The sequence below is a fragment of the Priestia taiwanensis genome (genome assembly GCF_014638355.1).
In the GTDB taxonomy this organism is placed as follows: domain Bacteria; phylum Bacillota; class Bacilli; order Bacillales; family Bacillaceae_G; genus Priestia_D; species Priestia_D taiwanensis.
Map to the genome: position 1 here is coordinate 307,402 of NZ_BMFK01000001.1, position 13,755 is coordinate 321,156.

Here is a 13,755-nt window from a genome sequence, read left to right on the forward strand (position 1 = left end):
TTTCGTAGGAGTTCATTACATTTTTTTTTAAGAATTATGCTAATAATATGTTATAATTGTTCTTATGGATTAAATCACCAGTCAGAAAAAAGGGGGGATAAGCGTGTTACATATACAGGAGATGGTTTCTGAGACAAGAGCACTATTGTACAAAGAAGTGAATCATTCTTTTTTAAATGCGAATATTGATGAAGTTGAGATTGATGATATTGAATTAGCAATTGTACAAACTGTGTTGCAACAAATGACTATACCACAGGAGAAGGTTCATCATTATGCTGTAACGCTTATGCTAATTCAAGTTGCGCTTGATACCCATGAGAAAGTAGTAGATAAGAGTGACGAGGCGAGATTAAATCGTCAACTTACGGTCTTAGCTGGTGATTACTATAGCGGCTTATATTATTATCTTTTAGCGAAAGAAAAGGACATATCCTTAATTCGTTCCCTTGCGGAAGGGATTAGTGAAATAAATGAGCACAAAATTCGGGTTCATACGAATCATGAATTAACATATGATGAATGGTTAAGTAGCATAGAGTTAATTGAGTCTATGCTTCTTCAGAAGTTGTGTATCCACTTCGATTTTGTGACAAACGGGACGGAGATTAGTAAATTGTTTTTATTAAATCGCTTACAAAAAGAATATGTCCATATGAAAGAAAATGGTACGTCTAGCTTACATGGTCAGTTAAGTGAATTAGTAGAAGCGAGTAGCATTATACATATGTTATCGGAAACGATTCAGCGGGAACGAGAACTAGTAGAGAAGTCATTGCAGGACGAAGATTATATGCCAATTTTGGCAGCGATATTTCCAGCTAAGTAAGAACATTCACAGATGAAGGTGGGTTATAATATGCAACAATCGAAAGAAGAAAGAGTACACGAAGTCTTTGAGAATATATCTGAGAAGTATGATGTGATGAACTCTGTTATTAGCTTCCAACGTCATAAGTCTTGGCGTAAATATACGATGAAGGTGATGGATGTACAGCAAAATCAAACTGCACTTGATGTATGTTGTGGAACGGCGGATTGGACAATTGCACTTGCGGATGCTGTTGGAAAGAACGGAAAAGTATATGGACTGGATTTCAGTAAAAATATGCTATCTGTTGGGGAACAGAAAGTAAAAGATCTTACGTTATCACAAATTGAACTTCTTCATGGTAATGCGATGGAGTTGCCGTTTGAGGATAATACGTTTGATTATGTTACAATTGGTTTTGGATTAAGAAATGTTCCAGATTATGAGCAAGTACTACGTGAAATGGCACGTGTTGTGAAGCCGGGTGGAGCGGTTGTTTGTTTAGAAACATCTCAGCCGACCATGCCTGGATTTAATCAGTTATTCCGTTTTTATTTCCGTTTCATTATGCCATTGTTTGGAAAGTTATTTGCGAAGAGCTACAAGGAGTATTCTTGGTTACAAGAGTCTGCAAGTACGTTCCCGGGAATGAAAGAACTAGCACGTATGTTTGAAAAAGCAGGATTAGAAAATGTGAAAGTAAAAGCATTTTCATTTGGTGCAGCAGCAATGCATATCGGATATAAGCCGACGGAATAGACAAGTTTTAGTATATTAATGTATAGAGGTTAAGGTGAGCCGTTAATGAAGCTACAGATGGGGTATTCTTTTTTGAGTAAAGATATTGACCGAATTGAAAAAGAGTTAGAACGTGTTGTGTTCTCTAAAGAAGAGATTCTTTCTCACGCCTCCTTACAACTTCTCCAGTCAGGAGGAAAGAGGATACGCCCTGTTTTTGTATTATTGGGTGGTAAGTTCGGTAATTATAATATTGATCAAATCAAAAATGTTGCAGTTGCGCTTGAATTAATTCATATGGCTTCATTAGTACATGATGATGTTATTGATGATGCAAATATGAGAAGGGGAAAGCCCACAATTAATGCAAAATGGGGAAATCGTTTTGCGATGTATACAGGCGATTATTTATTTGCGCAAGCATTGCAAAGTATTACAAATATAGAAAATCCAAAAGCTCATCAAGTGCTAGCACAGACAATTTTAGAAGTATGTAAAGGTGAAATTGAGCAAATACGTGATAAGTATGACTTTGAGCAGAATTTGCGTTGCTATTTACGTCGTATTAAGCGTAAAACAGCGCTATTAATAGCTGTAAGTTGTGAGCTTGGTGCCATTGCTGCCGGAGCGAAAGAAGAAGTACAACGTAGCTTATATTGGTATGGATATTATGTTGGTATGTCATTCCAAATTATCGATGATATTCTCGATTTCGTTGCAACGGAAGAGCAACTGGGTAAGCCTGCTGGCGGTGACTTACTGCAAGGAAATGTGACGTTACCAGTTTTATTTGCGATGCAAGAGGCTACACTTCGCGATAAAATTACAAAGGTTACGGAGCAGACGTCAACAGAAGAGATGAGCGAACTTATTGAAGGAATTAAAATGAGTGGTGCTATTGAAGAAGCGTTTGAAGTTAGTGAGCGCTATTTACAAAAAGCGTTACATAGCATTAAACCATTACCAAGAGGACAAGCAAAGCTAGCTTTACGTAGTGTTGCGAAGTATATTGGTAAGCGTAAATTTTAGACAAGCAAAGAGAATGTTACTTTGCTTGTCTTTTTTGTTATGCTTCTGAACGATTAGACGTGAGATACCGTTCGTGGATAATAGTACGATGATGGAGTTCGTGACCTGCGATAATATAAGCGAGCGCACGAACAGTGACAGGGTGATTGTTTGCATGTCCATGATTAATATACGTTGTGTTATCGAGCCCTTTTAGTAAATGAATTGTTGATTGGCGAGCTAGTGCGAGGCTTTCAAGTAAGTATGAAATAGAGTGTTTATCAAACGATGCTTGCGCTACATAAGCATCATCGTCATATCCCGGCAACGGTATAGTCTCACCTCTAGCGATAGCGAGCATGCGGTAATACAAAATACGTTCTGTATCAGCAATGTGACCAATTACTTCTTTTAAGCTCCACTTGTTAGGTGCATAGCGGTAATACCATTGTTCTTCGGATAAGTTACTGAGTAAATGGATTGTTTCCTCTAGTTGTTTGTCTAGTAAAGGAATAAGATTATTTTCTGGCAATAATGAAATATACGTTTCATAATAAGGGGCGTATTCTGTAATTTCTGGTTTGATTAACATCTTTTCATCATCCTTTTCATTCTGTTTAGTTAAGGTAACTTATTTCGACATTTCATGTAAAAAAACCTCCATTATAGAAAACGTTTACAATTCTTATAATTTACACTAACTAGAAAATTGTAATTATTAAAAAATAATGGTAACATATGGTTTGTAACATGAACCATACATAAGGATTGGAGAGAAAATGATGCAAAAAACATTTTTAATGGTGAAACCAGATGGAGTACAACGTGGATTAGTAGGAGAAATTGTAAATCGCTTTGAGAAGAAAGGTTTTCAATTAGTAGGAGCAAAATTAATGCATGTGACAGAAGAAATTGCTGGCCAACATTATGCTGAACATAAAGAGCGTCCATTCTTTGGTGAGTTAGTAGAATTCATTACATCAGGTCCTGTTTTTGCAATGGTTTGGGAAGGCGAAGAAGTAATCGCTACAGCACGTCAAATGATGGGCAAAACAAACCCAAAAGAAGCGTTACCAGGTACAATTCGTGGTGACTATGGTGTTACAGTTGGAAAGAACATTATTCACGGTTCAGATTCACCAGAAAGTGCTGAGCGTGAAATCGCAATTTTCTTTAAAGAAGAAGAACTTGTTCCTTATACAAAATTAGTGAACGAGTGGATTTACTAATAGATATAATCAGAAATTCATCTCTTTTTCTAAAGAGGTGAATTTTTTTACGTTAAATTTTCTAAATTGTTTGACTTTTTATCTCATCGTGTTTTATCGTTAATAATTAATAGATTTATAAAAGGTCAGGTGTCGAACATGACAAAATGGAAACGAGCCATTCCGAATGGAACACACGATATTTTGTTCGAACAATGTTCATTAAAAGTAGATATTGAACAAACGCTTAGAGGTGTATTCCGCAGCCGAGGGTACAAAGAAATTCGTACACCAACGATGGAGTTTTATGATGTGTTTTCGTTTAACGGAATTGATGAAGAGAAGATGTTTAAGTTCTTTGATCACCGTGGTCGTATCGTCGTGTTACGTCCAGATATGACAATCCCAATTGCAAGGGTAATTGGTACGACGACAACAACGTTACCACTGAAAGTAACCTATAGTGGGAATGTTTATCGTGTAAATACGAGTTTGAAAGGGAAGCAAAACGAGGTAACGCAAACAGGTATCGAAATTATCGGTGTGCGAAGTTTACGAGCAGAAGTAGAGTGTGTTATTAGTGCGATTCGTGCATTACAAGCCGTAGGGATTAATGATTTCAAAATTGAAATTGGCCATGCGAAGTTATACAAGTTGTTAAAAACGTATGTGGAGATGACCGAAGAAGAGGAGAAGACGCTTCGTACGTGTATCGGGAATAAAAGTTATTCAAGCTTACGTCAATTTTTTCAAAACATATCATCTCATGCTTATATGGAAGAAATCGAGCTTTTGAAGAGTTTGCCTCGCCTCTTTGGTAGTATAGACGTCATTAATCGTGCGAAAGAAATGACAGCGAATGTTGCTATTCATGAGGCGTTAGAAGAGATACGTATCATTTATGACATAGTAGAGCAACTTGGGTATGGCGAGTATGTGGCAGTAGATTTAGGGATGGTTCAAAATATTCATTACTATACAGGGGTTATTTTCCGTGGATATGCGGAGCAAATTGGCGAAGAGATTGTAAGTGGTGGTAGGTATGACACGTTAATGGAACAATTCGGTTCATCACAACCTGCGATTGGTTTAGCACTTCAAGTGAATCAACTTGTACGTATGAAGTACGGGAGTAATGAAGCGCTTCGTCCTAGTGAAGAAGTGTTAATTCATTATCAGTTGAGTGATATGGAACGAGCTGAAATAGTAGCAGAAACATATCGCACAAAAGGGGTTGTTGCGGAATTATCACCGTATGAATTATTAGATGAAACAAAGCGTTATGCACGTGAACATCGTATTCATACGATTATTCATATAGAGGAAGACGTGCATGTATATGAATGGAATAGTGAATGGGTACAAAAAGAAGGTGATGACAGTGGAACGAATACAAATAGCATTGACGAAAGGGAGATTGTTGGATGAAACAATTTCTATTTTTGAAAAGGTAGGAATCGATTGTAGTGAGTTACGGCAACAAGGACGTAAGTTGATTTTTCAAAGTAACACGTATAACATTTCGTTTATTCTTGTAAAGGCAGCAGATGTATTGACGTATGTTGAGCACGGTGTAGCAGATATTGGGGTCGTTGGTAATGATTTATTACTAGAGAATGAGAAAGAGTGTTACGAAATGCTCGATTTAAATATCGGTCGTTGCAAATTTTGTGTGGCGTCTATCGATTCATACGAACAAAATACGTCAAGAAGGAAGACCATTGCAACGAAGTATCCTACGGTGGCATCTACCTACTTTCGACAAAAAGGAGAAGAGGTAGACATTATTAAAATTGAAGGATCTGTTGAGATTGCACCGTTGCTTGGTTTGGCTGATGCGGTTGTAGATATTGTAGAGACTGGTCGAACGTTACGTGAGAATGGATTGGTCGTATTAGAGGAAATGTATGATATTTCAGCACGCTTAATTGTGAATAAAGCTTCATTGAAGATGAAAAAAGAAGCAACATTCCGCATTATCGATAGCATTGAAAAATACGTATCAACGAAAGTGTGAGGTGAGAATATGAAAAGGCTGAATGGTGACGCTATAACAATTGTGCAAGAAATAAAGAAGTGGCGAAGTAGTCTAGCTAATGAGAAGGGAGTACCAGAGAAACTCGTCACAGAAATCATTCAAGCAGTAAAAAGGGATGGGGATGTGGCATTACGAGCATTCACGAAACGATTTGATCAGGTAGATTCTCCTTCTTTTCGTGTTAGTGAGAAAGAGATGGAACAGGCGTTAAATCGAATAGATGAGAAATTGTTAATAGCTTTACAAAAAGCGAAGGAGAATATTTGGTGTTATCACGAGCGCCAGAAGCGCCAATCGTATATTGATGCGGAACAGCCAGGAGTTATTCGTGGCCAGTTGATTCGTCCATTAGAAGTTGTTGGTGTATACGTGCCTGGTGGTACCGCATCGTATCCTTCGTCTGTACTTATGAATGTTATTCCGGCAAAAATAGCTGGTGTGAAGCGGATAATTCTCGTTACGCCGCCACATAAAGAAGGGGTAAATCCGGCAGTATTAGCGGCAGCTACAATAGCTGGTGTAGATGAGGTGTATTGTGTGGGCGGAGCACAAGCTATTGCTGCGCTTGCATACGGAACGGCATCGATTCCGAAGGTAGATAAAATTGTCGGTCCAGGAAACGAATACGTTGCCTTAGCAAAAAGAGCGGTATACGGTATTGTGGATATTGATATGCATGCAGGACCTTCTGAAATTATTGTTGTAGCGGATGAAACAGCAAACCCAGCGTTTATTGCAGCCGATTTGCTATCACAGGCAGAACATGATACAAAATCGATGGCTGTATGTGTAACGACGAGTAGGGATATAGCTAATGAATTAGAAGAGCAGTTAATTTCTCAGATAGAACATTTACCTCGTAAAGAAATTGCCAAGCAGGCATTAGAGCAGTATGGTGCAATTATCGTTGTTCCGACTGTTCAAGCTGCTATCGATGTTGCAAATGAACTCTCACCAGAACATCTCGAACTCCACGTACAAGATCCTATTCAATACCTTCATGCTGTGAAACACGCTGGCTCCATCTTTCTAGGTCCTTATACACCAGAAGCGTTGGGTGATTATATGGCAGGTCCAAATCATGTATTACCGACAAGTGGAACAGCTCGCTTTTCATCTCCACTTAGTGTGGATGACTTTATAAAGAAATCTAGTTTTCTTTCTTATTCAAAGGATGCGTTGCAGGAAGTGAACGAAGCAATTTGTCTAATAGCTGAGACAGAGGGGCTTCATGCTCATGCCCAAGCTATTACAATCCGTTTTCAAGAAGAGGAGGAGAAGGAAGATGGCAAGGCGTTACAAACATACCCGTATTACAAATGAGACGACAATAACGATTAATCTAGATTTAGATGAGCAGTATGAGCCGAGTATTCAAACTGGTATTGGCTTCTTTGATCATATGTTGACGTTGTTTGCAAAGCATGGTCGTTTTGGGTTAACGATTCAAGCGGATGGGGATTTACATATTGATGCGCATCATACCGTTGAAGATGTGGGGATTGTTTTAGGATTGTGTCTGGACGGGGCGTTAGGAGAGAAGCGACAAATTAATCGTTACGGTACAGCTTATGTACCGATGGATGAATCGTTAGGCTTCGTGTCGTTAGATATAAGTGGTAGGCCGTATCTTGTATTTAATGCCACTTTTGCTAATCCGCAGTTAGGTAGCTTTGATACAGAGTTAACGGAAGAATTTTTTCGAGCGGTAAGTATGAATGCGAAGATGAATTTGCATATGAAAGTGATAGATGGAACGAATACGCATCATAAAATCGAAGCATTATTTAAAGCCTTTGGCAGGGCATTACGAGAAGCTGTAACGATTAATGAACAAATAGTTGGGATCAATTCTACGAAAGGAATGCTTTCTTCATGATAGCGGTTATTGATTATGGCATGGGTAATATTTGTAGTGTGATACAAGCGTTAGAAAAAGTAGGTTTGTCGTCTGTTTTAACATCAGATAGAGATGAAATCAAGAAGAGTAAGGGGATTATTTTGCCGGGGGTCGGTGCGTTTCCGAAAGCTATGCACCAATTGAAGGAGAAAGAACTTGATGTGTGTATACGAGAAGAAGTGGCCGATGGGAAACCATTATTAGGGATTTGCTTAGGAATGCAATTGTTATTTACAAATAGCGAAGAAATAGAATGGACAGAAGGATTAGAGATTATTCCAGGTACAGTGCATCATTTACCTTATACGAATAAAGTACCACATATGGGGTGGAATATGTTAGAACAACGGAAGGAAACACCGTTGCTAACTGGTGTGCGAGCAAATCCTTACGTGTATTATGTCCATTCTTACTATGTAGAATGCGACGATTGTTATATAGATGCATCGAGTGAGTACAGTGTACGTGTACCTGGGATTATATCGTACAAAAATATATATGGCACGCAGTTTCATCCAGAAAAAAGCGGAGATATTGGTTTACAGATAGTACAAAACTTTAAAAAGGTGGTGGAAGCATGCTCGTTTTCCCAGCAATCGACTTGAAGAATGGCCGATGTGTAAGGTTGTATCAAGGTGATTTTCAGCAAGAAACAGTCGTGAATACAAATCCACTTGAGCAAGCACTCGCATTTGTACGAGAAGGGGCACAAGTGTTGCATGTTGTCGATTTGGACGGGGCGCTAGATGGTGAGTTGGTGAATTTGCCAATTATTAAAGAAATAACGAAGAATGTTACAATTCCTATTCAAGTCGGTGGTGGAGTGCGATCACTTGGTCATATTGATCAGTTAATAGAAGCGGGGGTGTCTCGTGTTATTATCGGAACGGCCGCGGTTCTGAAGCCGGAGTTAGTGAAAGAAGCTGTTGAAAAATATGGTGAGAAGATCGCTGTGGGAATTGATGTGAAAGGAAATTACGTCGCAACGCATGGTTGGATACAGACTAGTGATGTTCATTACGTGGAATTTGCGAAGTCGATGGAAGCAATAGGGGTACGAACAATTATTTTCACTGATATCTCACGGGATGGGACATTAGAGGGACCAAATATGGAGAAATTGAAGAAAGTAAAGGATGCGACGTCTGTTCAACTTATTGCTTCTGGTGGTGTAAGTAATCTTCTTGATATTGAAGTAGTAAAAGAATTGGGTGTATATGGAGTTATTACTGGAAAGGCGTTATATGATGGACGGTTACGGTTAGAGGATGCACTAAAGGTTGTGAATCAGTGTTAACGAAGCGAATTATTCCGTGTCTCGATGTGAAGAGTGGTCGTGTAGTGAAAGGGATTAACTTCATTGGTTTACAAGATGTAGGTGATCCTGTCAAAATAGCGGAACGTTACAATGAGGAGGGGGCAGATGAACTAGTCTTTCTCGATATTACTGCAACGCATGAAGGACGTAAAACGATGATAGACCTTGTAGAAAGAGTCGCAAAACGCGTCTTCATCCCACTTACTGTTGGTGGCGGGATTAATTCTATTGAGGAAATGCATGCTCTTCTGCGTGCTGGTGCAGACAAAGTATCAATTAATTCATCTGCTGTTAGAAATCCAGATTTAATTCGAGAAGGTGCGGCAATATTTGGCTCTCAATGTATTGTCGTAGCAATTGATGCAAAGAAGCATGGAGATACATGGCACGTCTATGTTAGTGGTGGGCGTATTGATACTGGTATAGACGTATTAGCATGGGTAAAGGAAGTAGAACAATACGGAGCAGGAGAGATTTTGCTAACGAGTATGGATGCGGATGGGACAAAAAATGGTTATGATGTGGAATTGCTTGAGTCTGTATCACGAGCTGTTCGTATTCCGGTTATTGCATCAGGAGGATGTGGCTCTATTCAACATATTGTTCAAGTGTTTCGGGAAACAACTGTCGATGCAGCGTTGGTAGCGTCTATCTTTCATTACGGAGAAGCGTCTATTCAGGAAACGAAGTGTACACTTGCAGAGGAGGGAGTGGAGATAAGGAGATGAAGTTAGACTTTTCGAAAGGTTTAATCCCAGCTGTTATTGTCGAGGACGAAACGAATGACGTATTAATGTTAGCATATATGAATGAAGAAGCGTTTCAGAAGACACTAGAAACGAAGCGGACGTGGTTTTATTCACGCTCGCGTGGACAATTATGGAACAAAGGAGAAACGTCAGGTCACGTGCAACATGTGAGGTCAATGTATATAGATTGTGATCAGGATACGTTAATAGTACGTGTAGAACAAATTGGTGTGGCCTGCCATACGGGAGAGTATTCATGTTTCTTTACAAAAATAGTGTAAGGGGGTAGAAATATGATTCGAGAGTTGTATGAGGAAATATGTGCGAGAAAGATAGATGTTAAGCCAGAATCGTATACGAGTTACTTGTTTCTAAAGGGAGAAGATAAGATTTTAAAGAAAATAGGAGAAGAGTGTACAGAAATTATTGTCGCAGCGAAGAATGATGATAAAGAAGAAATCGTCAAAGAACTAGCTGATTTGGCCTATCATTGTCTTGTTCTATTAGCTGAGAAAGAAATTCCAATTGAAGCAGTACTAGAGGAATTACATGCACGACGAGGGAAAATATCGAAAATAGGTGAACGGAAAGTTGTTGACCAATTATAGATACAAGGGACTTTTGTAGGAGGGCGGTATAGCCTATTCGCTTCTTTCTGTTTTTTGATATAATAATAGAAAATGAGAAACAGGGGAATAGAAGATGGACTATACATACGAGGAATTTACGAAACTCATTTATAAGAAGACAGGTATTGATTTGTTGCAGTACAAAGAGGCGCAAATGAAGCGACGCTTAAAGAGCTTGTACGAAAAAAAGGGGTATAAAAGCTTTAAGGAATTTTTTGATGGAATTGCATCAGATAAAGAACTATATTATGAGTTCTTAGATCGCATGACAATTAATGTATCAGAATTTTATCGTAATGGAAAGCGATGGGAAGTGTTGGAGCAGAAGATTTTCCCTTCTATTATGAAGCCGAATGAGAAGCTGAAAATATGGAGTGCGGCTTGTTCGACAGGAGAAGAACCATACACATTAGCGATGGTTTTGAGTGAACATTTACCAACGACAAAATTTCAAATTATCGCAACAGATATTGATGAGAATGTCATTGCACGTGCGAGGTTAGGAGTGTATCAAGAACGATCGTTGCAAGAATTGCCACCGAAGCTGAGAGATAAGTATTTCAAGAAGCAAGGGACGATGTATGAGATTGATCCTAGTATTAAGCGTTGTGTGACATTTAAGAAACATAATTTGTTAGCGGATGCTTATGAAGAGAATGTAGATTTACTCGTTTGTCGTAACGTGTTAATTTATTTTACAGAGGAAGCGAAGGCGACAATTTATCATAAATTTAGTCGTTCTTTACGTGACAACGGTGTGTTATTTGTCGGAAGTACCGAGCAAATCTTTAACGCAGCTACATATGGATTCGCATCGGAAGAGACGTTTTTCTATCGTAAGAAATAAGCGGATATTTCGGCTAGAAAAGAGTAGAGGGATAAGTATTTTTTATCCCTCTTTTGTGGTATAGTAGTGGGAATATAGGTAATGGGGCATGGGTTGATGGGGGAAATTATTAATCATGCTTTTATAGAAAAAATAGGTAGAATCAAGTGGAGAAATAGCTCAAAACAATGAAAAAGTGAGAGAAAAGAAAGGTGGTGAACCTGCTATTAAAGGAATGGTTGTCTATGTTTTTTTAGTAGCAGAATAGTATATGAGATACTTAACGGCAGGAGAATCACACGGACCACAATTAACTACGATCTTAGAAGGTGTTCCGTCTGGGTTGTCATTAACAGAAGAAGATATTAATAGAGAATTAGAGCGACGTCAAAAAGGGCATGGTCGTGGCCGTCGTATGCAAATTGAAAAAGACCGTGTTCAAATTACAGCGGGTGTACGTCATGGGGAAACATTAGGATCGCCAATTGCGTTAGTTGTTGTCAATGATGATTTCAAGCACTGGACAAAAATTATGGGAAGTGAACCAGTAGGACATGATGAAGCAGAAGAAGTGAAACGTCAAATTACAAAACCTCGTCCTGGACATGCGGATTTAAACGGAGCAATTAAATACAATCACCGCGACATGAGAAACGTATTAGAGCGTTCATCTGCACGTGAAACGACAGTTCGTGTTGCAGCAGGTGCAGTAGCGAAGAAGTTCTTAGAAGAACTAGGTATTCATGTCACTTCTCACGTATTAGAAATTGGCGGTGTAAAGGCGGAGTTAGATACATATCCATCATTAGAAGAAATGAAAGATAGAACAGAAGAATCACCGGTACGTTGCTTAGATAAAGAGGCAGAAGGTAAGATGATGAGAGCAATTGATGAAGCGAAAGAAAACGGAGATTCAATTGGTGGAATCGTGGAAGTTATTGTAGAAGGAATGCCTCCAGCAGTCGGAAGTTACGTTCATTATGACCGAAAGTTAGATGCGAAAGTTGCTGGTGCAATTGTAAGTATTAATGCTTTTAAAGGGGCTGAAATTGGAATTGGTTTTGATGCTGCTCGTCGCCCTGGAAGTGTTGTTCATGATGAAATTACGTGGAGCGAAGAAGAAGGGTATATGCGTCGTACAAATAATGCAGGTGGTTTTGAAGGTGGCATGACGACAGGAATGCCAATTATTGTCCGTGGTGTTATGAAACCAATTCCGACGTTATATAAGCCGTTAGAAAGTGTGGATATTAACACGAAAGAGTCATATAAGGCTAGCATTGAACGTTCAGATAGCTGTGCTGTTCCAGCTGCAAGTGTCGTAGCAGAGTCTGTTGTAGCGTGGGAATTAGCGAACGCATTAATCGAACAATTCGGCGTGGATAACATGGATGTTATTCGTGAAAATATTGCAAAGCATCGTGAACATGCGAGGTTGTTCTAATGGTGGAAGTACCGATTAAGACAGCTTCGAAAGAGTATCCGTTGTTTATCGGCAATGACGCAATCTACTCGTTAAGTGACGTGATTGACGGATTGACACCACGTGTCTCCAGTGTATTCATCATTAGTGAGGAAACGGTAGCAGAATTATATTTAGAAGAAGTAAGAACGAATTTACAAGATTCAATACCTGTCTATCATTATGTTGTTCCAAGCGGAGAAGCAAGCAAATCATTTGAGAACTATTATGAGTGTCAAACATTTGCATTGCAGTCTGGTCTTGATCGTAATTCAATCATTTTAGCGCTTGGTGGTGGGGTGATTGGTGATTTAGCTGGATTTGTAGCGGCGACGTATATGCGTGGGATTCGATTTATCCAAGTGCCAACAACGTTGTTGGCACACGATAGTGCTGTTGGTGGAAAGGTAGCAGTTAATCATCCGCTTGGGAAGAACATTATTGGAGCGTTCCATCAGCCGGAAGCTGTTATTTACCATTTACCATTTTTAGCAACGTTACCCGTTGAAGAGTGGCGTTCTGGTTATGGAGAAGTAATTAAGCATGCGTATTTATCAGGGGAAGAGTTTCTGTCGTGGCTAGAGAAGGAAGTTAGTACGTTAGATGATTTGAAAGACGAAAAACTTCTTCATGTGTTGAAAGAAGGTATTAACGTTAAAGCGCAAATTGTTGCGAAAGATGAGAAGGAAAGTAATGTACGAGCGTTCTTGAACTTCGGTCATACACTTGGACATGCAATAGAATCAGAGTTAGGGTATGGGAAAATTACCCACGGAGATGCAGTAGCAATTGGAATGGTATTTGCACTTCGCATGAGCGAGCATGTGTATGGAAAAGACTTAAACGTTTCGCGTCTACAAGCGTTGCTAGAGCGATTTGATTATCCAACGATTGATTGCTCTTTAGATGCACATCGCTTAATGGAGAAAATGAAAAAAGATAAGAAATCATATGAGCATACGATTCATATGGTATTAATGAAAGAGCTTGGACAGATGGAAGTAAGGAAAGTAAATGATGAGGATGTTTTACGTGTTTTAACGACTTTTATAAAAGGGGAGTAGGGAC

General features: G+C 39.1%; 17 protein-coding genes. 16 read left to right on the forward strand and 1 reads right to left on the reverse strand.

Annotated elements, in window-relative coordinates:
* The first annotated feature begins 103 nt into the window (after window positions 1–103).
* Genes IEV41_RS01565 through hepT form a run of 3 tightly spaced genes read left to right on the forward strand, consistent with a single transcriptional unit; the run spans window position 104 to window position 2,578 of the window.
* Window positions 104–829, forward strand: coding sequence for a heptaprenyl diphosphate synthase component 1 (locus IEV41_RS01565; protein WP_188386698.1), 726 nt, complete (start codon window positions 104–106; stop codon window positions 827–829).
* 30 nt (window positions 830–859) lie between these two features.
* Entirely contained in the window at window positions 860–1,570 is a 711-nt protein-coding gene (locus IEV41_RS01570; protein WP_188386699.1) for a demethylmenaquinone methyltransferase, read from the forward strand.
* A 45-nt stretch (window positions 1,571–1,615) separates the two neighbouring features.
* Complete coding sequence (gene hepT, locus IEV41_RS01575) at window positions 1,616–2,578, forward strand: heptaprenyl diphosphate synthase component II (RefSeq protein ID WP_188386700.1); 963 nt, start codon at window positions 1,616–1,618, stop codon at window positions 2,576–2,578.
* Window positions 2,579–2,615: 37 nt separating this feature from the next.
* Here the strand turns inward: hepT and IEV41_RS01580 are convergent, their stop codons facing one another.
* Window positions 2,616–3,149 (reverse strand): DinB family protein, encoded by a 534-nt coding sequence (locus IEV41_RS01580; RefSeq protein ID WP_188386701.1) that lies wholly within the window; start codon window positions 3,147–3,149, stop codon window positions 2,616–2,618.
* 190 nt (window positions 3,150–3,339) lie between these two features.
* Here IEV41_RS01580 and ndk point away from each other — a divergent pair, with 190 nt between their 5' ends.
* From ndk to aroB, 13 genes are all read left to right on the forward strand, one after another.
* Complete coding sequence (gene ndk, locus IEV41_RS01585; RefSeq protein WP_205181455.1) at window positions 3,340–3,786, forward strand: nucleoside-diphosphate kinase; 447 nt, start codon at window positions 3,340–3,342, stop codon at window positions 3,784–3,786.
* Between the two features lie 138 nt (window positions 3,787–3,924).
* The gene (locus IEV41_RS01590) at window positions 3,925–5,193 is read left to right on the forward strand and encodes an ATP phosphoribosyltransferase regulatory subunit (RefSeq protein ID WP_188386703.1); all 1,269 of its coding nucleotides are present in this window, start codon (window positions 3,925–3,927) and stop codon (window positions 5,191–5,193) included.
* Window positions 5,147–5,782, forward strand: coding sequence for an ATP phosphoribosyltransferase (gene hisG / locus IEV41_RS01595; protein WP_188386704.1), 636 nt, complete (start codon window positions 5,147–5,149; stop codon window positions 5,780–5,782). The genes IEV41_RS01590 and hisG overlap by 47 nt, the downstream gene beginning before the upstream one ends.
* A gap of 9 nt (window positions 5,783–5,791) precedes the next feature.
* The gene (hisD, locus tag IEV41_RS01600) at window positions 5,792–7,126 is read left to right on the forward strand and encodes a histidinol dehydrogenase (protein ID WP_188386705.1); all 1,335 of its coding nucleotides are present in this window, start codon (window positions 5,792–5,794) and stop codon (window positions 7,124–7,126) included.
* Entirely contained in the window at window positions 7,089–7,682 is a 594-nt protein-coding gene (hisB, locus tag IEV41_RS01605) for an imidazoleglycerol-phosphate dehydratase HisB (protein ID WP_188386706.1), read from the forward strand. The genes hisD and hisB overlap by 38 nt, the downstream gene beginning before the upstream one ends.
* Window positions 7,679–8,308, forward strand: a complete 630-nt coding sequence (gene hisH, locus IEV41_RS01610) for an imidazole glycerol phosphate synthase subunit HisH (RefSeq protein WP_188386707.1) — start codon at window positions 7,679–7,681, stop codon at window positions 8,306–8,308. Before hisB ends, hisH begins: the two co-directional genes overlap by 4 nt.
* Window positions 8,281–9,000, forward strand: coding sequence for a 1-(5-phosphoribosyl)-5-[(5-phosphoribosylamino)methylideneamino]imidazole-4-carboxamide isomerase (gene hisA, locus IEV41_RS01615; RefSeq protein ID WP_188386708.1), 720 nt, complete (start codon window positions 8,281–8,283; stop codon window positions 8,998–9,000). The genes hisH and hisA overlap by 28 nt, the downstream gene beginning before the upstream one ends.
* Complete coding sequence (hisF, locus tag IEV41_RS01620) at window positions 8,994–9,749, forward strand: imidazole glycerol phosphate synthase subunit HisF (RefSeq protein ID WP_188386709.1); 756 nt, start codon at window positions 8,994–8,996, stop codon at window positions 9,747–9,749. The genes hisA and hisF overlap by 7 nt, the downstream gene beginning before the upstream one ends.
* Window positions 9,746–10,051, forward strand: a complete 306-nt coding sequence (hisI, locus tag IEV41_RS01625; protein WP_188386710.1) for a phosphoribosyl-AMP cyclohydrolase — start codon at window positions 9,746–9,748, stop codon at window positions 10,049–10,051. The genes hisF and hisI overlap by 4 nt, the downstream gene beginning before the upstream one ends.
* Before the next feature lie 12 nt (window positions 10,052–10,063).
* Window positions 10,064–10,378: a phosphoribosyl-ATP diphosphatase gene (gene hisE, locus IEV41_RS01630; protein WP_188386711.1), complete on the forward strand. Its 315-nt coding sequence runs from the start codon at window positions 10,064–10,066 to the stop codon at window positions 10,376–10,378.
* A 94-nt stretch (window positions 10,379–10,472) separates the two neighbouring features.
* A complete protein-coding gene (locus IEV41_RS01635; RefSeq protein ID WP_188386712.1) occupies window positions 10,473–11,246 on the forward strand; it encodes a CheR family methyltransferase in 774 nt (257 codons plus the stop codon).
* Between the two features lie 250 nt (window positions 11,247–11,496).
* Complete coding sequence (gene aroC / locus IEV41_RS01640; RefSeq protein WP_188386713.1) at window positions 11,497–12,669, forward strand: chorismate synthase; 1,173 nt, start codon at window positions 11,497–11,499, stop codon at window positions 12,667–12,669.
* Window positions 12,669–13,751, forward strand: coding sequence for a 3-dehydroquinate synthase (gene aroB, locus IEV41_RS01645; RefSeq protein WP_188386714.1), 1,083 nt, complete (start codon window positions 12,669–12,671; stop codon window positions 13,749–13,751). The genes aroC and aroB overlap by 1 nt, the downstream gene beginning before the upstream one ends.
* Window positions 13,752–13,755: the final 4 nt, after the last annotated feature.